Raw genomic sequence first — 21,852 nt, forward strand, 5'->3', positions numbered from 1 at the left:
ACAAAAGTAAGGCGTTTCACAACCTCTCAGCCTGTCTGATTTTTTCCAGAACAGGCTCAAATTCAGGGTACGCACATTCTTCCGCTTTATTGATTAATGCCAGAATTTCCGGATCCGGCAAATCCATTAACGCCACAAAAGCTGCCAGCTCACTATCCGACAAATGGTCAAAAACCTGTGTCATGAATCTGCCTAGAATAATATCTAGTTCCAGCAGACCCCTGCGAGCTAACCAACGAATGCGGCGTTTGGCATTATCATCAAAGTGTTGCATCAAATTGCTCTTCTTAACATTAAATCTTTAATCTTGCCTATGGCTCGAGTCGGATTAAGGTGTTTCGGACAAACATCCACACAATTCATAATCGTATGGCAGCGAAACAAGCGATATGGATCATTAAGATTATCGAGTCGTTCATTAGTACGCGTATCACGAGTATCGGCAATAAAACGATAAGCATTGAGCAGACCAGAGGGACCTACAAACTTATCGGGATTCCACCAAAATGAAGGGCAAGAAGTTGAGCAGCAAGCACAAAGAATACATTCATAAAGACCATCTAGCTCCTTACGCTCAGCCTGTGTTTGCAAGCGTTCACGCGTTGGTGCTGCTGTATCATTAACCAGATAAGGTTTAATAGAATGATATTGATTAAAAAACTGCGTAAAATCAACAATCAAATCTCGGATTACAGGTAAGGCCGGCAAAGGTTTCAACACAATCGGCTGCTTCAGGCTACGAATATCCGTCAGACAGGACAACCCGTTTTTACCATTGATATTCATACCATCCGAACCACAGATACCTTCACGGCAGGAGCGGCGGAAAGACAGACTATCGTCCTGTGCTTTCAGCTTAATCAGCGCATCTAGCAGTTTGACATCGGTTGGTTCAATTTCAAGTTCATAATCTTTCATGTACGGCTTAGCATCCACATCGGGATTATAGCGGTACACCTGGAAGCGGATTTTTTCCATCTTGATAGTTCCTTAGTAAACGCGTTCAGCCGGTTTTATATATTCCACACTCAAAGGTTTAGTGTGTACTGGTTTATATTCCAGATGCTGATCTTCAGCGTAATACAATGTGTGTTTCATCCAATTTTCATCGTCACGTTTAGGGTGATCATCAGAAGCATGAGCACCACGTGATTCTTTACGTGCAGCAGCAGAAACCAGTGTAGCCTGAGCCACTTCAATCAGGTTATCCAGTTCCAGCGCTTCAAGTCGTGCTGTATTCCAAACCTTACTCTTATCGTGAATCTGAGATTTAGCCACACGAGTAGCTATCTCATTGATTTTATCTACGCCTTCTTTTAACAAGGCATCGGTGCGGAACACACCAGCATGCGACTGTACACAACGCTGCAAATCAGTACGAACATCAGACACTTCTTCACCATTCGTCTGATTTTCCAGTCGGCTGAGACGTGCCAAGGTTTTCTCACCGGCATCAGCTGGCAATTCACGATGAGCAACCTGCTGATTAATATACTCAATCATGTGGTCACCGGCCGCTTTACCAAACACCACCAAATCAAGTAAAGAATTAGTACCCAGACGGTTGGCTCCGTGCACAGATGCACACGCACACTCACCTGCAGCATAAAAACCAGGTACAGGAGCTTCCAGATCATCACCTTTGGCCATAACTACCTGACCATGATAATTGGTCGGAATACCACCCATCATATAGTGACAGGTTGGCACCACCGGTATCGGGTCTTTAATCGGATCCACACCGGCAAACTGAATGGAAATTTCGCGAATACCCGGCAATTTTTCCATAATTTTCTGCGCACCTAGGTGGTCCACTTTTAGCAAAACATGATCTTTATTTTTACCGACACCACGGCCTTCATGAATTTCAATAGCCATCGCACGAGACACTACATCGCGGCATGCTAAGTCTTTTACAGTAGGTGCATAGCGTTCCATAAAACGCTCACCTTCACTGTTTAGCAAGATTCCACCTTCACCACGTACGCCTTCAGTAATCAGCACACCAGCACCTGCCAAACCTGTAGGGTGGAACTGCCAAAACTCCATGTCTTCCAATGGAATACCTGCACGAGCTGCAATCCCCAGTCCATCGCCGGTATTCATATAGGCATTAGTAGAGGAAGCATAAATACGACCGGCACCGCCAGTTGCAAAAAGCACAGCCTTAGCATGCAGAATGTAAACTTCACCAGTTTCCATTTCCATGGCAACGACACCAATGACCACACCCTCCGAATCCCGAATCAGATCCAGCGCTGCCCACTCTACAAAGAACTGAGTTTCAGCATGAACATTTTGCTGATACAAAGTATGCAGCATGGCATGGCCAGTACGGTCAGCCACGGCACAAGCACGCTCGACAGCTCTTTTACCAAATTCGGCAGTATGCCCGCCAAAAGGACGCTGATAAATTTTGCCGGATTCAACACGGTCAAATGGCATACCCATGTGTTCCAGCTCTACCACCGCATCAGGTGCACGACGAGTCATGAACTCAATTGCGTCCTGATCACCCAGCCAGTCAGAACCCTTTACGGTATCGTACATGTGCCAGCTCCAGTGGTCTTCCTGCACATTACCCAGCGAGGCGGAAATACCACCCTGAGCAGCAACCGTATGCGAACGAGTTGGGAAAACTTTAGATAGCACCACTGTATTTAAACCTGCTTTAGATAATTGCAGAGCCGCACGAAGCCCTGCACCACCGCCGCCAACAATTACTGCATCAAAACGACGTACCGGCAAACTCTTGGGCATACTCATGCTAACCCCCAAATCACTTTAACAGAATAAATCAGACTGCCTAACAGCCATAAAATAGTAGCCACATGTAAAAACAGGCGTAAACCCGCCGGTTTAATGTAATCCATCCATAAATCACGAATACCAATCCAGGCATGCATCACCAGTGCCAGCACAAATATCTGAGTTACCACGCGCACCCAAGTCAGGCTAAAAAAACAGCGCCAATCCTGATAAGTATGGGGTAAACAGATGATCATGATTAAAAACAGCACTGAATACACCAGCATGATGACAGCGGTGATGCGCTGCATAATCCAGTCGCGCAAGCCATAGTGCGCGCCAGCTAATTTACGGTCTATCATGATAATAAACACGCTCCATAAATAATAACGGTCAATACAATTGCACATAACACCACAGCTTTGGCAGAAGCTCGTGCTGTTTTCAGTTCTGTACCTTTATGTATATCCAGAAGCAGAAAGCGAATACCGGCCAGACTGTGATAAACGTAAGCCAGCAACAGCACAAAAAGAATGCACTTAACCAAAGGATGGTGTACTAATGCCTGATAAGTATTAAACGCAGATTCATGGGACAGCGTACCTGCAAACAGCCACAATAAAACCGGAATACAGATAAACAGTGCCACACCACTGAAACGATGAAAAATAGATACAATACCCGGAATGGGTAATCGTATCTTTTGAATATCCAGATAAACTGGCCTTTCCTTTTGCATCGGTAACTCCTCTTGATTATTAGAAGATTTAACTCAAAACCAGCGACTCACGCCGCCTCAAACCGAAATTTACTGCAATTGACCCAGTTTTTAACAAACCAGTCAAAAAACAACAGATAAATTATTTACAATTCAGTCTTCAAAAATCTGCTGAGCTTTTTAATGAAAGCTGCAAAGCCTGACTTCCGAATTGTAAATAACGCCGGCGCCACTCATACGCTACACCGTCAACACTCTGACTTAGGCGCCCCAGACAAAGTGCAGATGTAACCACATCCGCTTTTAACAGTTTGGCTGTTTCTGCACGCAGCGAAGTCTGCCAGAGCCATTGTTGCGCAGTATCCACCAGAACATCATATTCAATCAACAAAAAAGCATAAAAACTACCGCGGCGACGCACAAAACGTACATTTAAATCCGGTAATAATGCAACAGGTAAATACATTTCATCTACTGCCACCTCTGTATAACCAGTACGCCACAGCAGCATAATTTTCCAAACAGATTCTGACACCTTAATACCCAGCTGCTCAGCCGTTTCTTCATCAGCAGCGGCAACCGCAAGACTCAATACTTCAGCCACAGGCCAGATTTTTTCCAGCCTATCCTTGTGTAAGGCAGGTATTTCCGTAAAAGGAAAACAACCCCAATCCCAGTTTTGCTTAGTAACAAAAGTACCCACCCCTTGCTGGCGCTGCAAAATACCACGCGCCGCCAATTCACTCAGACCCTTACGTATCGTACCCTGACTGACTTTCCACTGCTCTGCCAGATTCCATTCGCTTGGAAGAGGCTGGCCAGGTTTGAAATCGCCATCCACAAGTAGGTGTACTACCCGCTTCATGACAGACTGATATAGAGGAATATGCCTTTTAAGCGGATTAAGTTTGAATCTATTGTACGACATTTCTAACTCAAGTAAACAAAGTCTTATATAAGACATAAGATATCACAAAAATTGCTAAAATATTCTCAAAAAACATCATTCCATTACGTCAATTAATTTAATTTTGAACAAAATTTTGCTATCATACCGACCATAATTTTGTGGTGCAGCATTATCAACCACCTTGTAAAGACAAGAAAAACTATTTGTTGTCGTGTTTATTTATTAATTAAGAGGACAAGTTATGAAAAAACCTGTACGCATTGCCGTAACGGGTGCTACTGGCCAGATTGGTTATGCTCTGCTATTCCGTATCGCCAGCGGCGATATGCTTGGAACCGATACACCGGTTATTCTTCAACTGCTTGATTTGCCACAATCACAGACTGCTGCACAGGGTGTCATGATGGAATTGCAGGATTGTGCATTTCCCCTGCTGGTTGATATGTTTGCAACTCATGATCCGGAAGTAGCATTTAAAGATGCGGATATTGCCATTCTCGTGGGCGCTCGCCCGCGCAGCAAAGGAATGGAACGCAGCGATTTACTTCAAGCAAACGCCGAAATCTTCGCAACTCAGGGTGCGGCGCTAAATAAAGTAGCCAGCCGCAATGTTAAAGTAGTAGTGGTTGGCAATCCAGCCAATACCAATGCTTACATTGCCATGAAATCGGCGCCCGATTTACCCGCTAAAAATTTCACTGCCCTGATGCGTCTGGATCACAATCGCGCACTCAGTCAATTGGCAGAAAAAACGGGTAAGCCAGTAAGTAAAATCAGTAAATTATGCGTTTGGGGCAATCATAGTCCCACCATGTATGCAGATTATCGCTTTGCCACCATTGATAACGAAAATATAGCAGAGATGATTAATGACCAAAGCTGGTATGAGAACGAATTTCTGCCTAAAGTTGGTAAGCGGGGATCAGCAATTATCGAAGCACGTGGCCTTTCCTCTGCAGCTAGTGCGGCCAATGCCATCATTGATCAAATTCATGATTGGGTAATCGGTACTGACGGCGAATGGGTTACTATGGGCGTGCCTTCTGATGGTTCTTATGGCATTCCGGAAGAAATGGTATTTGGCTTCCCGATGACCTGCGAAAATGGTGAGTACACTATCGTCAAAGATTTGCCAATAGATGAATTCAGCCAGCAACGCATTAATCAGACTCTGGCCGAGCTTGAAGAAGAAAAAGCCGAAGTCAGCAATTTAATTTAACATTTCAAACCTGTTTTCGGCCAGCACTAATTGCTGGCCGTTTTATCTTAGCGAAGCTTCAGTCTCCTTTTAGCACATATAACAAGCATATCAGCGCTGCCATACTTAACAATATTATCGCCAGACTGTTCACCCAGTAATTTATTGATTCTCTATTCCGCTTTCTCAGTACGCATCTGTATATCACCACCAAAAACAAAACAATTATCAACAGACGCAGTAATCGTCCAATCATTTACTTTCCAAAACATGTAATTCTGTGCAAACAACGTAAAGTCGTTATAATGCCCATTTTCTATTCTTTTACATATTCTCATGAAAGAAATAGACAGTATAGGCCTTGTCACCCCTCAGAAGCTGTTTTTTGACTGCCCGCTCACCCTGCAGAATGGTAGCGTTTTACCACATTTTGAGCTAATGATAGAAACCTATGGCTGTCTAAATGCAGATAAAAGCAATGCGGTACTGATTTGCCATGCGTTGTCTGGAAATCATCATGTTGCAGGTTACCACAATCGCGATGATAAACATCCCGGCTGGTGGGATAACATGGTTGGTCCTGGCAAACCAGTTGATACCAATCGTTTTTTTGTCGTGGGACTGAACAATCTGGGTGGGTGCCATGGCAGCACCGGACCTTTAAGCATCAATCCCACTACCGGACAGGCTTATGGTGCTGAATTTCCAATAGTTACTGTAAAAGATTGGGTGAAAAGCCAAGCTATGCTGGCCGATCGGCTAGGTATCCAGCAATGGGCTGCTATCATGGGTGGCAGTCTAGGTGGAATGCAGGCACTACAATGGGCCATTGATCAACCAAAACGATTACGCCATGCGCTGATTATCGCTTCAGCACCCCGTTTATCTACCCAGAATATTGCTTTCAACGATGTCGCTCGACAAGCCATACTGACTGACCCCGACTTCTGTCAGGGTCACTACGTACAACAACAAAAAATTCCACGTCGTGGTTTGCGCATTGCACGAATGATGGGACACATCACTTACCTTGCTGAAGACGGTTTGGGCAAAAAATTTGGCCGGCAAATGCGTCAGCCAAATTATCAATATGATTACAATGTCGAATTTGAAGTAGAATCATACCTACGTTATCAGGGTGACAAATTCGCCGAAATGTTCGATGCCAATAGTTATTTACTAATGACAAAAGCTCTGGATTATTTCGATCCGGCAAAAGATTTTGATGGCAATTTGGTAGCCGCAGTCTCAACAATTCAAGCTAAAATATTTCTGGCCAGCTTCAGCAGTGACTGGCGTTTTTCACCCAGACGATCACAGGAATTGCTGGACGCATTGGTGGCAGCCAACAAACCTGTACAATATATCGCGCTTAACTCCGTTCACGGCCATGATGCTTTTTTAATGGAAGACAAGGATTATCAGGCCGCCATCCGCATTTACTTCAATAACATAGCTAGCGAACTTACATTATGAACACTTCTACTACGCCATTGCGTGGTGACTTACAACTAATTTTCGACTGGATAACTCCAAATAGCCGTGTTCTGGATTTAGGTTGCGGAGATGGAGAATTGCTGGCTGCACTGGTTAAACACAAAAATTGTCAGGGTTATGGACTGGAAATTGCCACAGACTACGTTCTGGCGGCCATGCAACGTGGTATCAATGTCATACAGGCTGATCTGGAAGCAGGACTGCAACACTTCAATGATAATAGCTTTGATATTATCGTTTTAAGCCAAACCATTCAATCCATGCAGAATACAGAAAAAATTTTACAGGAAATGAAACGTGTAGCACGTGAAGCCATCGTTACTTTTCCCAATTTTGGTTACTGGCGCAACCGTTTGCAAATTGCTTTACGTGGCCACATGCCCGTATCTGAACGCATGCCCTATCAATGGTATAACACACCCAATATACATTGGTGTACCTTACAGGATTTTGACAAGTTATGTGCCAAAAACCATTTAAATGTGCTGCAACGCGCCGTAATGAGTGGCAATAAACGTATCTCATTGTGGCCAAACCTATTAGGTAGTCTAGCTTTTTATCGCGTAGGTTAAAAATAAAAAGAAATAGTAGCTTCTGCTCTAAGCCTTAAAACAATTGCTAGGGTAACCATCATGTACGCTCTCATTTTCAACCCAGAAAACGTCACATCAACCAAAATTCAGCCCCCAGCACACTCATATTCATAACACCAATCTGGGTAAAACTATCATTTATCTCACAATCAGCAGCAATCCAAAAATCACCTTGCCGATAATAGTCTTTGCGGATGCGATTTAAGCGTATTTATGCGAAAATTAGTCATTTTCTTAAGTACTGAATCAACATGAAATTACATCAACAAGTTGCGGCTGAAGTAACAAAAGCTTTCAGCGCAACCGGACTTGCTGAACACCAGATCATTTTACAACCCGCCAAAAACCGTGATTTTGGTGATTATCAAATTAACGGCGTAATGGGTGCTGCCAAAAAAACAAAGCAGAATCCACGTGAACTGGCAAAAAAAGTTGCTGACTCTCTATCAGACAACCCGTTGATAGCCTCCGCCGAGGTTGCCGGTCCCGGCTTCATCAACTTACGATTACGCCCAGAAAAATTGGCTCAGTACATCCAATCAGCTTTACAAAACGAAAATCTGGGGATTGCCCAAAGCAGCACTCCACAAACAGTAGTAATCGATTATTCCTCGCCCAATCTAGCCAAAGAAATGCACGTCGGACACTTGCGATCAAGCATCATAGGCGATAGTCTCAACCGCATACTGTCCTTTCTTGGCCATAAAGTAATCCCGCAAAATCACGTTGGAGACTGGGGCACCCAGTTTGGCATGCTGGTAGCCTATCTGATAGAACAGCAGAAAAACGGCAATGCAGCACTAGAACTAGCTGATTTAGAACAATTCTACCGCAATGCCAAAGTTCGATTTGATGAAGACGAAAACTTTGCCAATACTGCGCGCGAGTATGTCGTAAAACTTCAGAGTGGCGACAAAGAAGTTTTAGCATTATGGCAGCAATTTGTACAAACATCACTGCAGCATGCACAGGCCATATATCAAAAACTAGGACTGAAACTGCAACCTGAAGATGTAACCGGAGAATCCTTTTACAACGATCAGTTGCAATCTACAGTCAACGAATTGCTGGATAAAGGTATCGCCGTAGACAGTGACGGCACCAAAGTTGTTTTTTTGGAAGAATTTAAAAACCAAGATGATGAACCAGCACCTTTTATTATCCAGAAAAAAGATGGCGGCTTTCTGTACGCTAGCACTGATTTAGCTTGCCTGCGCTATCGCATTAATACCTTGCATGGTGACCGATTAATGTATGTAGTTGATGCACGTCAGAGCCTGCATTTCGACGAACTATTTACCGTAGCACGTAAAGCCGGCTGGCTACCCGATAGCGTGCATGCAGAACATGTACCTTTCGGTACTATGATGGGTAAAGATGGTAAGCCGTTCAAAACCCGCAGTGGCGACACCGTAAAATTAATGGATTTAATTCACGAAGCTGTGAATCGCGCTTCCGCCTTAGTAGCTGCTAAAAATCCTAATCTGAGTGCTGACGAAATAGCTCATATCGGAAAGGTAATTGGCATAGGTGCAGTAAAATACGCAGACTTAAGCAAAAACCGAACCAGTGATTATGTATTCGACTGGGACAGTATGCTGTCACTAGAAGGTAACACTGCCCCTTATTTACAGTATGCCTACACCCGTGTACAAAGCGTCTTCCGTAAAGCGGGCACATGGAATGAACAGTCACCGATTAGCCTCAAAGAACCATTAGAACTTCAGTTGGCTGTAGAACTACTCAAGTTTGAAGATATACTCGATAGCGTGGCAGAAACATCTTTTCCACATTATCTTGCTGCCTATCTGTACCAAATTGCCACCCTATTCAGCCGTTTCTATGAAGCCTGTCCTATTCTTAAAGCAGATGAATCCACGCGCAATAGCCGTTTACAGCTCACCAGCCTGACCGGTAAAACCTTACGACAAGGTCTGGCTTTACTGGGTATTGACACACTGGAAACCATGTAAACCTATTTTCATATGCAGAGAATACAGTACAGTCTGAAGCAAAGTAATTCAGACTGTACTGTATTGAACGACTACATAAATCATATTTGATTAATATCTGAATATGGTATGAAATTCTATTCAACCACAAGTTACTTAAATGAAATCAGTTTATTTCGTCTTTCTAGCAAGGTTTGTCTAGAATATTTTTATTGCCTTTAAACCGAATATTTATCTGTTTGTATATTCTTAATTTATTTTTCTTGGCACGTTTTTCAAACTATCTTATAATAATCGTCTGAATCAAGTTTTGATTTATGCGGATATGGCGAAATTGGTAGACGCACCAGATTTAGGTTCTGGCGCCGAAAGGTGTAAGAGTTCGAGTCTCTTTATCCGCACCACAGATTTAAAAAAAGGTATCTTTATTTAAGATACCTTTTTTTAATACCTCACATTTTCATCATAACTCATATCAACCAGTCTCTGAATCTAGTCCATAATATCTGGTTTTTTCTGAATGCAAACTAACTGAATTCTCTATATACCAATATTTTTATTAACTCTATAAATCTCCAAACAAAAAATTAAATGATCAATTGAAATTTGTTCTCCACCCAAAATTAAGAACAGTTTTCAAATTTTTTATTCTTCACTCGGAGGATATGATATACAGATGTGCTCAAAGCAATTACAAATTTGATCATGCACTGTTTTCAGCAAACCAAACTAAATTATGCAGGATACGTTGAATATTTACCGAATCTAAGTCAAATTGTTTTGCATATATATATTAAGCTGTCGGCACCACTCAGCAAGCTAATAACAAGGCAAATATGAATAAAACTAGAATGATATAAAAGATATGTTTGGTGGGTGATGACGGAGTCGAACCGCCGACATTCTGCTTGTAAGGCAGACGCTCTACCAACTGAGCTAATCACCCAAAAGAAAACAGCTAAATGGGTATATTGGCGCGGCGGACGGGGCTCGAACCCGCGACCCCCGGCGTGACAGGCCGGTACTCTAACCAACTGAGCTACCACCGCGCAAATTTTATGCTAATGCATAAAATAAAAACTGGTGGGTGATGACGGAGTCGAACCGCCGACATTCTGCTTGTAAGGCAGACGCTCTACCAACTGAGCTAATCACCCTGTGCTGTTGAGGCGCGTATTTAATCACAGTGCCAACACTTCAGCAAGCTATTTTTTAAATTAGCAATCACTTATTATCTAGTTATATGTTTTTTATAGATATAATTATTAAAGTAGAAATATGACTTATACATTAAATCATTCTGTAACAATAAAATTATAATTCAATTTGAAGATAAAACCAATTTAAAACAACCTTACCACAGCCATACATGGCTCAAACCTCAAAACACACTAATCTATTAATTGTCTTTTTATCCATCATCCCACTACATTACAGCCATACCAGTTTTTTTGTTCAGGGGCTAACCAGGCTCAGCTGATCATCAATATCGAACTGCAAAATTAACAAAACAAAACATGTATAAATATGCAATAAGCAATAAAATTGCCAATATAGATAAAAAAGGATTTAATAATTCATTACTGAAATCGAGAATTAAACTAAAGTAAAAGCTAAATACAATCTTAAACTACACAATAAACATATTAATAAATATAAAATACGCAATAAAATTTTAATAAATATCGATTAATTTATCCTTTACATTAATTTATTGGCTCTATCTAAGCAAAGTTAATCTGTTTACTTCTAAAATAAATTAAAAGATTATTTTTATTCAGGTTAGCATCCATGAGCATAAAATTGCTTAAAAATTCTTTTGGAATATAAAACACAGGCAAACGTTTCAGCTACCAACCTACTGTCTAACGGACCACATACATACCTTCAAACTGAATGATTACTCATGTCTGGATAGTATCCAGCATAAATGTCAGGATAAAAATTAGCCCTTCTAAATATTTTTTTATTACTTTTCTCTGTTCACCTTGCACAAGTTAATCAGCTGGCTAAAAACAGATCTCATCAAACGCAGGAAACTTATGAACCAGCAACCTGAAGCCATTCACAATCAGCAAACCAGAAAAGAGCAACTTTATCAAACTCTGCGATGTACTATTCTGGGAATCTTGAGCTTACTGTCCTACTCCTCAGTCTCAGCCTCGGCCAATATCTTTGCCAATATCCCTTTACACTTACAAAGCAAATCGATTACCACCTCATCCTACAGCGTTAAACCCAATATCACATTCTACATCGACGATTCCGGCAGTATGTCTATGAACATTGTACCCATTACATACAAATGTCGTGTAAGTAAGTGGGTACCTAATCCAGATGGAAAAGGTGGCTACTGGCCACCTTTTGCTGGCTATGAATACGGTTTTAACGTGAAACCCAAAAATACCTCAGAAGTCCGCTATAGCTGCGATACCTATCGTCGTATCGATTCAGTAAAAGAAGTATTAACAGACATCATCAATAACTATCATGATGATATGTATTTTGCTTTTCGACCCATGTGCGGTACAGGTGACCAAAAAAAATTCAACAAATTTTATGACACTTCAGATCCCGACAATTACCAGAACATGCTGGACAATATTAAAAAACTTGAAACTCCGTGTGATACACCAACCACACGCCAGTTTCCTGTCATCGCCCGTAATCTAGTGATAAACAAACTTAAATACCGTTGTCAAAAATCCTATATCATTCTGTTGAGTGATGGCGAGGCAGACAATACCTACTCCGTATCCGACAAAAACTACAATAACAGCAAAGACTCACGCTACGATGCTTATTTCGACCGTGATTACAGCAGTGAAAATGAGCGCCTCAATTTTCTGGCACGCAATCACAACATCAACAAACCATTTCGTCTGAAATACTACACAGACAGGCTCAATAATTCTAACTTTGGCAACTATATCTACACCAAGGATTATTATAATTCCAGTGGCCGATCCATTAATGCATCACCAGTTAGAAGAAAAACCGATGAAGCAGGCCAACCATGGGATGAAGTTGACCCCAAAACCGGTAAACGCTTTGTTCAAACTGCGCAAACCTTTACCATTGGTGTAGGTTTAGGCCAGCGTAATACCAATGAAGCCAAAATAGCCATTCCTTATCTGGAAAACGGTGCCACACCTAGTGGTGAATTTAATGAAAAAAACAACCCAAAAGGGCGCTTTTTCAACGCCAATTCCCGTGATGAAATTATCAGTGCCTTTGACAAAATTTTTAAAACCATTAAAGGAGAAATGACCGCTTCTACCATTCAAACCACCACTACTGCCCCCACCATTGCCATATCTAACACCAGTATCGGTAATTTATCCATTACCGCCAAAGTAGAAACCGGAGCATGGAGCAGCCGCATCTGTATATCAGATCTCGATAAAAAAAATAACAACGATACCTGCCCTATGCAGCCATCTTTTGATAACCGGCAATTGCTACTGAACGATGGCAAAAACACCTATCTCTTTGATGGCAATTTAAACACTTTAAACAACAGCACATTTAAAATCAGCAACAATAATAAAAACCGTTTAGAATGGCGCGACGGTTTACTGGCTTGGTTAAACCGCTCTCTTACCGATTCAACACTCAAAAACAATGATTTTGTATTGGATTATCGCACCCGTCGTCCGTTGAAAGATTTTGGCAATACCCGTGATATCGGCGATATCATCGACAACCCAATTCTTACCGCCGGCAATATCGAAAACAATCGTCAGCAATACCTGATTACCTCAGCCAATGACGGCATGGTCTATGTATTCCGCTCAAGCAACAGCTCAAATTACCCGTACGATTTAAAATTCAACTACATGCCAATGGGCATCGAAAGACAAAGTAATAATGGTTCTGATTTAATTGCTCATTACTATAAAGATTTAACCAGTAAAAAATACGGTTCTAACGATTCCACCCCCCATCGCTACCTCCTCAACGGCGGCATGGTCGTACAACAGACAGATGGCAGCAACAATCGCCCACAACAAATTTTTATGGTTTCTACTTTAGGACAGGCTGGGCGCGGCGCCTTTGGTATCAACATCGGCGGGCACGATGTCATAACAGGCCGTCCTCTTGCTGCAGAAAATATGAATTCATCTAATTGGTATCAAGATGTATTTCTGTTTCAGACTCCAAGCGGAAAAGACAACCAATTCGGATATACCGTTGGCACACCTGCAATTGCCCGTGTACGCGTAAACAAGTCAGCCAACGCATCGGATACCTCTATAACCGACCACATCCGTCAGGCAGCATTTATCAGCAATGGTTACAACTACTCCTCAACTCTGGCTCAGGATATAAGCGCCAAACCCTCCCCTGAATCGGCTTTGTATATTTACGATATTCTCGGAATTGATGTAGGCACCAAAGCTTACACGCGTACAGGCCCCAAAAAAGGTGAACTGATTGCTAAACTGACTGCACCAAATAGTAAAGGCGGTCTATCCAGTCCCACCGTTATTGATATCGATGGTGATGGCATAGCCGACATTGTTTACGCTGGCGACTATGGAGGAAATCTCTATCGCTTTGATTTGCGTTCCCCTAATCCGGCCAACTGGAAAGTGCATAAAATTTTTACAGCTGATGCTCCTATTACTTCAGCACCAGGTGTAGTTTTGATACAGACACCCGGACAAAATCACAGTACCAGTCAAACCGCGATTATCACGTTTGGTACTGGAAGTGATATTTATCAATCAGACTTGAATAACAAACAGCAGCAATCAGTTTATGGAATCTACGACAATTTAAATCAGACACAAGTAGAAGAAATAAATAAAAATAATTTGTTAAAACAGGAATTTATTCAAAAAGAGCATTATAGACTACTGAGTAATTACCCATTAAACCCAAAAGTTCACCGCGGCTGGTATTTCCAACTGCAAAACAACACTGGAGAACGTGTAGTCACGAAACCAGTGATAGTATCTTATGCCGGAGCTGTCCTTTCACGCACGTACAACGTGAAAAAAGAAAATAAACTTCCTGATCCATGTAAAGTAACTACCACAACACAGCGCACCTCAGTTATCACTGGCAAAATCCAGTATAATGTAAAAAATGGAGGTGCATTACAGATTTCAGATCCTAACTTTGTGTTTGATGAACATGCACCAGCAGGCGCAAGTATCAACAAAGAAGGACCTTTTGGTTTTATAGTATTAGGCTATAATGCTATTGATATAGGTGGGTCGGCTACCCAAAAGCCACTAAGTGAAAAAACGCCTTTCCCAGATAGTTGCTCACGTGCAGCTGTAGTGGCCGCCACAACTGATGGAGAAAAATTAACAGTAAATGTACCACGCTGTCCTATCAGCATTAAGCAACTTTCATGGCGTGAAATAAGAACCAGCTATCATTAATTAAATCCAAGTTTGCTTTAACAGTTTATTCGTTTTAACAGGCAGATTATATTCAGAATATAATCTGCTTTATTTTTTTTCGTACTGTGTGAATTTGTCTGATTCTTTTTTGGCAAATTATTACATTGAGCAATAATTTTCAAATACGTTTCGGTAAATGTCGACGATATCAATAATTTAATACTTTATTAAAACATACCATAAAATAATCGCCTGACAGTTTTTTGATTATTTAGATTCAAATAGGAATGTAATTTAACTGATAATTTCTGTAAATAATATTTAATTCAAATCAATTGACTTAAACAGTTTTTATCCCTATATTATCATATATTAGTTTTTATAAAATATGCTTAATTTTGAAAAATATTTCTACATTTTTAGTGGTTTTATAAGACATATATTTTCATAAAATCTAACCAGCTGCCCAAGTACCAAGGTAAAGTATGAATATAATAGTAATTGAGAATTGAAAACTGGATTTTCTATAGCTAAAGCAATTATTATCTCAGCAATTATAGAAGATTTGAGTGCTATGATAATTTTTAGCTAAATATATATTTACATAATAATGTATTAACTTTATTTTATTACACATTTCTTTAAAAGTAATAATATGAAAATATACATGTTTAACTGTTGATTGTATGTAATTAATTTCAAATTTAATATTTGCAGTTATATTAATTGGAGAATAACCATATGTATAATAAAACCACAAGGGAAGAAAATTCCAGTTGTGGCTTTGGTAAAAGAATTATATTCAAAGCCGTAGCTGGGGCTTTGAGTTTAATTATGCTGCAAACTCAGGCAGCATCTAATATCTTTGCTGATGTTCCTCTGCGATTACAAAGCAAATCTACTACCACAACTGCTTATAACATAAAACCTAATATTACTTTGTATATCGATGATTCGGGTAGTATGAGTTATCCGATCGGTTATGAATGTCAGTATTATACATATACTTGTAAAAGTTTAAATCCAAGAACAAAACAATGCGCTAACTGGGGTTTACCTTCCAGTTGGAGTGGTAAGAATAATACTGTTTCTGGGATTCCTGATCTAGGTAATCTAGTTGACACCATTGATGATCCAGATCTACCTGTGGATCAACACAAACAAATTCACTACGGCATCTGTAATGCTATCGGTATCGATGGTGACAAAACAACAAGCAAAATGACGCTGGTACAAAGAGTATTATCAGATATTGTTGACACCAATAAAAATGAATTTTATTTCAGTCTCCAACCAATGAATAACTGGGCTGATGCAGAAAGAAATCCTAATGGATCATATCCTGCATTTATTATTCCAGACTACAACAAATTTTATGATACCTCTGAGCTTAAAGATTACCAGTTTATCAAAGATCATATAAATGGAAACAAGGCGAAATCTATTCTAGGATTAAGAGCATCAGGAGGCACTCCCACAGCCCAAAGGTTAAACGCTGTTGTACGCAATACAGTGATGAACAAATTGAGATATCGATGTCAGAAATCTTATGTGATTTTATTATCGGATGGTCTTGATGCCGGTTCACTTCCGATAACAGATTCGAAATATTATGCCGCACGACTCAACTACGGTTATGATGGTTATTTCGATGGAAGCAATATCAGACCAGATGGTACTCTCATAAATATAGATAATCGGTCTAATTTGCTCAATTACTATACCAATACATTAGCGAACAAAAGTTTTGGTGATTACATTTATTCTAAAAATTTCGTTTATAACGGTGGTGCTGCTTACGATCCAACTACCAATAAGTTTAAGGATAGAAGACTAGTTGATGAAGCTGGTCAACCATGGAATGGACCGGATCCACTGGGCGATAAGCCTGGACACACAAAAAATTTTACTCAGACTGCACAAACATTCACTATAGGTGTGGGACTGGGAAGCAGAGCTTTGACAATTGAACAATCAAGAGCAATAAAATATTTGTTAAATGGTGCTTCTCCAAAGCCTGACTATGACCCCAAAACAAACCCAAATGCTAGGTACTTTTTCAATGCAAATTCTCTGCAGGAAATTAATGAAGCATTTAAGAAAATTTTTGAAGAAATAAAAGGGAAAACAACAACTACTACAGTTAATGTCACTACCACTGCACCAACAGTAGGTGTTTCTAGTACAACAACTAATAACGCCGTGATTGTTGCTCAAGTTGAAACAGGAGACTGGAGTAGTAAGATTTGTATTCATAAAAAAGATGATACTGATTTTTCAACCTGCGAAGTTCAGCCTGGCTATGCTAATCGTCAATTGTTGCTGAATGATGGTACCAATACTTATCTATACTCTGATTCGTTGAAAAATTTAAATAATAATTATTTTTTAATTCCAGATAATGATAAAAATAAGACAGAATGGTTGAATGGCTTGCTTACTTGGCTTAGCCGCTCAAAAGCTGACAACGAAATTAAAAAAGACGGATATGTTCTGAACTACCGCGAACGTAAGCAAAAAGAAAATTTTGGAGACACCCGCAATATGGGTGATATTGATAATAATCCCATTATAACTATTGGTGATAACCCAGATGAAAAATATCAGAAGTACATGATAACTTCTGCCAACGATGGTATGGTATATGTTTTCCAATCTACTAACAATGAAACTCAGCCTTACGATTTGAAATTTAATTTCATGCCTATGGCTATTGAGCGACAAAGTAATGATGGTAGTGATATTGTTGCCCATTATTACAAAGATTTAACTGATAATAATTATGGCAGAGATAGTGAACATCCACATCGATTTTTATTAAATGGCGGCTTTTCTGTTTATGAAACTGAAGACAGAGCTAAAGCTCCCAATCTAACATTTATGGTTTCTAATATGGGTCAAGCCGGACGTGGAGCTTTTGCGATTAATATCGGCGGAAAAGATTTGATTTCTGGCAATCCCATAGGTGCTGACAATATGGGAAGCTCCGACTGGTATAAAAATGTATTTCTTTTCCAGACGCCCAGCGGAGAAAATAATAAATTTGGCTTTACTATTGGTACCCCTGGTGTAGCCCGTGTTCGGGTCAATACTGATAAAGATGGCTCAGCTGATTCAATTAAGGATCACATCCGGGAAGCTGCGTTCCTTAATAATGGATATAATTACTCTGAAAACTACCGTAACTTGCCTATTCAACAATCTGGTGAGTCAGCATTGTATATTTATGATGTACTGGGTATAGATGTCGGTACTGCTGGTTATGTCAGAACAGGAATGCGAGCCGGACAACAAATAGCCAAGCTGGTTGCTCCGGGCGGATCGGGCGGGCTATCCAGTCCGGTAGTCTATGATATTGATGGTGATGGCGTTGCTGATCTTGTTTATGCCGGTGATTATGCTGGTAATATGTTCCGTTTTGATTTGCGTAGCCCAAATCCAGCTAATTGGAAAGCCACTAAAATCTTTTCTGCGGGTGCTCCTATTACTGCTGCACCAGCAATTTATGAAGCTCAGCAAAACCCTAATACTCCTTCAACGAATCAGAAAACAAATCGTAAATTGGTTATTGTGTTCGGTACAGGTAGTGATATTTATCAGTCTGATTTGGAAAATAAGGACCAGCAAACCATTTATGGTATTTACGATGATCTGACTCCTAATGTTGATCCGTTGGTTAGCAAAAATTCTTTACTGGAACAAGTTATGACTTATAACGGTGAAACAGGTATGTTAAGTAATAAACCTTTTTCAGCTGACAAATACAGAGGCTGGTATTTTAACCTGAATACCGATGGTGAACGTGTAGTAACACCTGTTGAACAGCTTTTATATTCTGGACTGGTGCTTACCCGTACATATTCAGTTTCTTCTGATAATAAACTACGAGATCCTTGTCAACCGGTAACCACAAATGAAAAAACTAATGTTTATACGAGAAAAACACAATTCAATGCTTTGACAGGCGGTGCACTACTTAAATCTGATCCGCATATCATTTTTGATCCAAACGCTCCTCTGGTTAGTAGCACCGGTGTTAATTATCTGTTAGGTATAAAAATTACAGGTGGTAGTAATAATAATATCCTTAGCCTTTCGGGTAAACAAAGTCCCTTAGGTAAACCAAAGGAAAATCAGAGTAGCTGTTTACGAGTCGCTCCTGGAATCGATGGTTCTGATGGCTCCAAATTAGAGATAAGTGGTGTCCCAATGTGCCCAATCAGTATTAAACGATTGTCATGGAGAGAAGTGAAAACAAGTTATCTTGATTAAATTTATTAAAGAGCTAGTCTTGATAACTTTAATTTGCACTTACTACTTGAGTAATAGCTTAGGTAGTAAGTGCATTTTTTATTTAAAATATGAAAAATAATTTTTTTATTGGCTTGAAAAGAAGTTTAGATTAGCGGGCGTTTAAAACTAATATAAAAAGCATATTTTTTAAGTTTTAAAACAAATATTTATTGCGATAATAATCTAATTAGTTTGCAAAATGGCCTAGTTTTTCCATTTTAGTGTGCAAATACTGCTGATTTTCTGGATTCTGACCAACGTGTAAGGGTACGCGCTTGACTACGTTGATGCCCGATGCTTTAAGGGTATCTACTTTATGAGGGTTATTGGTCATCAGCTGTACTGAACTGATGCTAAGATAATCGAGAATATATTTGGCCAGACTGAAATCACGTGCATCTATAGGCAATCCTAAGGCCAGATTGGCTTCTACGGTATCCATACCTTCATCCTGAAGCTTGTAAGCTCGAATCTTATTGAGTAAACCTATGCCCCTGCCTTCTTGCCGCAAATAGACAATTACACCACGCCCTGCCTTCTGTACGGCCTTCATGGCTGCTTCTAGCTGTGGCCCGCAATCGCAGCGTCTAGAAAAAAGAGCATCACCGGTCAGGCATTCTGAATGGATGCGGCCAAGAACTGGTTCGCCACTGCTTACATCACCTACTGTAAGTGCAATGTGTTCCTGTTTATTGCGTACATCTTCAAAACCGTACATTGTGAATTCACCCCACTGGGTAGGCAAACGGCATGCAGAAATGAATCTTACAGGGCTGTTATCTTTTATCTGGTTTTGTTGTGTTGCTGTCATGTTTTTATCTCTTGATGGAAGTCTCGATGGCCTGATGCAGGTTTTGCAATAATGGTGGGATGACAATGGCTAATGCTGTCCAGTCTATCAGTTCGGTTTCGGAGATGGAATTGGGCTGCATGTGTGCTGCATATAGTACACCCAGTACTTGCCCCTGTGCATTGGTAACTGGAATAGCAAGCTGGGAATGAGCAGCTTGCTCGCCAGTTAAGCTGCCATCACTCAGCCAATGCTGGACATTATTCACCTGATTCAGCCAGCCGGTAGTGGCGGTACGTACAAATAAATACTGTTGCACCTGTTGCTGCCCACAATAGATTTGTGCTGGTAAGCTACCACCACGGGAAAGCAGTCGATACAAATGTCCTGTTATCTCATCTGGTTCATATAAGTACAATGCAAAGATTTCATTATGATGACGGCTGGCTATTGAATCTAGAGCTAGATACATCTGGCGTAAAGTATATGTGCTGTTGTTATTGGCAGTAAAAAGTTCTGCAGGCTGAAGCTGGTGCAATGATGCGGTGTTCACACTTAGTTTTTCTGCCAGACTAAAACCATTTTCCTGATACCAAATTACTGACATATCTATTTCGGCCTGTGCGAGTGTTAAAACCGATTGGGCAGCCAGCATGGCCATCTGCACTTGGTCTGCCGATAATTTTAATCCTTGAGTTTGCAGGTAATCATGCACCTGAGCACAAGCCATACGTTTCCCTTGGAGATTTCTTTACAAACAAATATTGTAACCGAAAATGATGCTGATTCTTGCAAATATGCTTCAAGCGTCTTTAAAAACTTATTTATTCATTATTAAATTATTTATAAGCTAATGTGATGACAGATATTAATGGTTATTTATCAGTTATTTTCATGAGTGTTGTGATGGTCTAGGTCTGATTGGTTTCAATGATTCTGTGGGGATATTAGGTGATTGTTTCTTTGTATCTGGGTGAAGGATAAATATGGGCCGTTAATTTAATTGTAACAAGTTAAAATAATGTTAAGTACTTGTATTATATTAAATTACATCGAATAATATCTTCACCGTAGTTTCACGGTTACTATTGTGAATAGGAGTAGTATATGAGTAATCTTAAACCTGGCGATAATTCTGGTACCAACGGTGGTATTTATCAAGAAGTTGATCAGCACGGCCATCCTCTGGAGAATTTTGCAACAATTAAGGATCATGAAAAAGCACCGCCTACTCAGCACGCAGGTAATTGCTGGAAACTGAAAAGCAGAACACCAGACAGTAAGCATTAGTTTTACTTAGACAGCTATCTGGCTGTGGTTTTTGATGGGTTTATAAATAAAATCTGTGGCAGTCAGATAGCTTAGAAGATTAAAACATTGAAAAATAATATTGATTTTTTGTTTTTATTTTTTTGATATTGAAACTGTACTGTGATGGATACGTGAATTAAGAGTATGAAACTTTACTTTTCTGACTAAATCAACTTTTACATGGATATTACTATTTAATGATTTAAATCTAGTATCCCATTTTTTTGTCTACTATTTAGATTTCTTCTCCAGTTTCTTCCTTATTTCTTGCTTAGAATATAGCTATTTGTTATCTCTGCGTTCTCAAATGCTGTCTTTAATATTTGTTTATTTTTTTTCGTTAATATTCTGATTTTTCAAATCTATTTTCATAATACTCTTTTGCATTTTCAGCAGATGTTAGGTATTTGCCATATAATTTTCTTTACTTTACGTCAAAGTCGATATTTAATACCGTCATTTACTATCAATAACAGAACTAGCTT

Annotated in this window: 16 protein-coding genes and 4 tRNA genes; 8 read left to right on the forward strand and 12 right to left on the reverse strand. The window is 40.0% G+C overall.

What is annotated here, in order from left to right; translation table 11 throughout:
- Nucleotides 1-16: 16 nt before the first annotated feature.
- From ACQP6D_RS05535 to ACQP6D_RS05560, 6 genes are all read right to left on the reverse strand, one after another.
- Nucleotides 17-274 carry a succinate dehydrogenase assembly factor 2 gene (locus ACQP6D_RS05535; RefSeq protein ID WP_100152102.1) on the reverse strand — a complete coding sequence of 86 codons (258 nt, stop codon included), beginning with the start codon at nt 272-274 and terminating at the stop codon, nt 17-19.
- A complete protein-coding gene (locus ACQP6D_RS05540; RefSeq protein ID WP_100141522.1) occupies nt 274-978 on the reverse strand; it encodes a succinate dehydrogenase iron-sulfur subunit in 705 nt (234 codons plus the stop codon). Before ACQP6D_RS05540 ends, ACQP6D_RS05535 begins: the two co-directional genes overlap by 1 nt.
- Before the next feature lie 12 nt (nt 979-990).
- Nucleotides 991-2,760: a succinate dehydrogenase flavoprotein subunit gene (sdhA, locus tag ACQP6D_RS05545; protein WP_100141523.1), complete on the reverse strand. Its 1,770-nt coding sequence runs from the start codon at nt 2,758-2,760 to the stop codon at nt 991-993.
- 2 nt (nt 2,761-2,762) lie between these two features.
- Nucleotides 2,763-3,110 carry a succinate dehydrogenase, hydrophobic membrane anchor protein gene (sdhD, locus tag ACQP6D_RS05550; RefSeq protein WP_267389978.1) on the reverse strand — a complete coding sequence of 116 codons (348 nt, stop codon included), beginning with the start codon at nt 3,108-3,110 and terminating at the stop codon, nt 2,763-2,765.
- Complete coding sequence (gene sdhC / locus ACQP6D_RS05555) at nt 3,107-3,487, reverse strand: succinate dehydrogenase, cytochrome b556 subunit (protein WP_427857654.1); 381 nt, start codon at nt 3,485-3,487, stop codon at nt 3,107-3,109. The genes sdhD and sdhC overlap by 4 nt, the downstream gene beginning before the upstream one ends.
- Nucleotides 3,488-3,626: 139 nt before the next feature.
- Nucleotides 3,627-4,394, reverse strand: a complete 768-nt coding sequence (locus ACQP6D_RS05560; protein ID WP_267389977.1) for a GntR family transcriptional regulator — start codon at nt 4,392-4,394, stop codon at nt 3,627-3,629.
- Between the two features lie 223 nt (nt 4,395-4,617).
- Here ACQP6D_RS05560 and ACQP6D_RS05565 point away from each other — a divergent pair, with 223 nt between their 5' ends.
- A complete protein-coding gene (locus tag ACQP6D_RS05565) occupies nt 4,618-5,595 on the forward strand; it encodes a malate dehydrogenase (protein ID WP_267389975.1) in 978 nt (325 codons plus the stop codon).
- A gap of 58 nt (nt 5,596-5,653) precedes the next feature.
- On the opposite strand, the gene ACQP6D_RS05570 is transcribed toward ACQP6D_RS05565, so the two are convergent.
- Nucleotides 5,654-5,830: a protein MIGRI gene (locus ACQP6D_RS05570; RefSeq protein WP_416384666.1), complete on the reverse strand. Its 177-nt coding sequence runs from the start codon at nt 5,828-5,830 to the stop codon at nt 5,654-5,656.
- A gap of 80 nt (nt 5,831-5,910) precedes the next feature.
- Here ACQP6D_RS05570 and metX point away from each other — a divergent pair, with 80 nt between their 5' ends.
- The 4 genes from metX to ACQP6D_RS05590 all read left to right on the forward strand — a co-directional run bounded on the left by metX (nt 5,911) and on the right by ACQP6D_RS05590 (nt 10,020).
- Nucleotides 5,911-7,050: a homoserine O-succinyltransferase MetX gene (gene metX, locus ACQP6D_RS05575; protein ID WP_267408822.1), complete on the forward strand. Its 1,140-nt coding sequence runs from the start codon at nt 5,911-5,913 to the stop codon at nt 7,048-7,050.
- Nucleotides 7,047-7,643, forward strand: coding sequence for a methionine biosynthesis protein MetW (gene metW / locus ACQP6D_RS05580; RefSeq protein ID WP_100141529.1), 597 nt, complete (start codon nt 7,047-7,049; stop codon nt 7,641-7,643). Before metX ends, metW begins: the two co-directional genes overlap by 4 nt.
- 272 nt (nt 7,644-7,915) lie before the next feature.
- Complete coding sequence (gene argS, locus ACQP6D_RS05585) at nt 7,916-9,637, forward strand: arginine--tRNA ligase (protein WP_427857655.1); 1,722 nt, start codon at nt 7,916-7,918, stop codon at nt 9,635-9,637.
- A gap of 298 nt (nt 9,638-9,935) precedes the next feature.
- A tRNA-Leu gene (locus tag ACQP6D_RS05590) sits at nt 9,936-10,020 on the forward strand.
- Nucleotides 10,021-10,486: 466 nt separating this feature from the next.
- Here ACQP6D_RS05590 and ACQP6D_RS05595 read toward each other — a convergent pair.
- The 3 genes from ACQP6D_RS05595 to ACQP6D_RS05605 all read right to left on the reverse strand — a co-directional run bounded on the left by ACQP6D_RS05595 (nt 10,487) and on the right by ACQP6D_RS05605 (nt 10,773).
- Nucleotides 10,487-10,562 (reverse strand) — tRNA-Val (locus tag ACQP6D_RS05595).
- Between the two features lie 26 nt (nt 10,563-10,588).
- Nucleotides 10,589-10,665 (reverse strand) — tRNA-Asp (locus ACQP6D_RS05600).
- 32 nt (nt 10,666-10,697) lie between these two features.
- Nucleotides 10,698-10,773 (reverse strand) — tRNA-Val (locus ACQP6D_RS05605).
- An 885-nt stretch (nt 10,774-11,658) separates the two neighbouring features.
- On the opposite strand from ACQP6D_RS05605, the gene ACQP6D_RS05610 reads away from it, so the two are divergent.
- Both ACQP6D_RS05610 and ACQP6D_RS05615 read left to right on the forward strand, forming a co-directional pair.
- Entirely contained in the window at nt 11,659-15,012 is a 3,354-nt protein-coding gene (locus tag ACQP6D_RS05610) for a PilC/PilY family type IV pilus protein (protein ID WP_427857656.1), read from the forward strand.
- Nucleotides 15,013-15,714: 702 nt separating this feature from the next.
- Complete coding sequence (locus tag ACQP6D_RS05615) at nt 15,715-19,245, forward strand: PilC/PilY family type IV pilus protein (RefSeq protein ID WP_427857657.1); 3,531 nt, start codon at nt 15,715-15,717, stop codon at nt 19,243-19,245.
- A 208-nt stretch (nt 19,246-19,453) separates the two neighbouring features.
- Here the strand turns inward: ACQP6D_RS05615 and ribA are convergent, their stop codons facing one another.
- Entirely contained in the window at nt 19,454-20,077 is a 624-nt protein-coding gene (ribA, locus tag ACQP6D_RS05620) for a GTP cyclohydrolase II (protein ID WP_427857658.1), read from the reverse strand.
- A gap of 4 nt (nt 20,078-20,081) precedes the next feature.
- The gene (locus ACQP6D_RS05625; RefSeq protein ID WP_367422699.1) at nt 20,082-20,786 is read right to left on the reverse strand and encodes a hypothetical protein; all 705 of its coding nucleotides are present in this window, start codon (nt 20,784-20,786) and stop codon (nt 20,082-20,084) included.
- 377 nt (nt 20,787-21,163) lie between these two features.
- Here ACQP6D_RS05625 and ACQP6D_RS05630 point away from each other — a divergent pair, with 377 nt between their 5' ends.
- Entirely contained in the window at nt 21,164-21,346 is a 183-nt protein-coding gene (locus tag ACQP6D_RS05630; RefSeq protein ID WP_100141536.1) for a hypothetical protein, read from the forward strand.
- Nucleotides 21,347-21,852: the final 506 nt, after the last annotated feature.

It is taken from the genome of Snodgrassella sp. CS2 (assembly GCF_050310315.1).
Lineage (GTDB): Bacteria > Pseudomonadota > Gammaproteobacteria > Burkholderiales > Neisseriaceae > Snodgrassella > Snodgrassella alvi_E.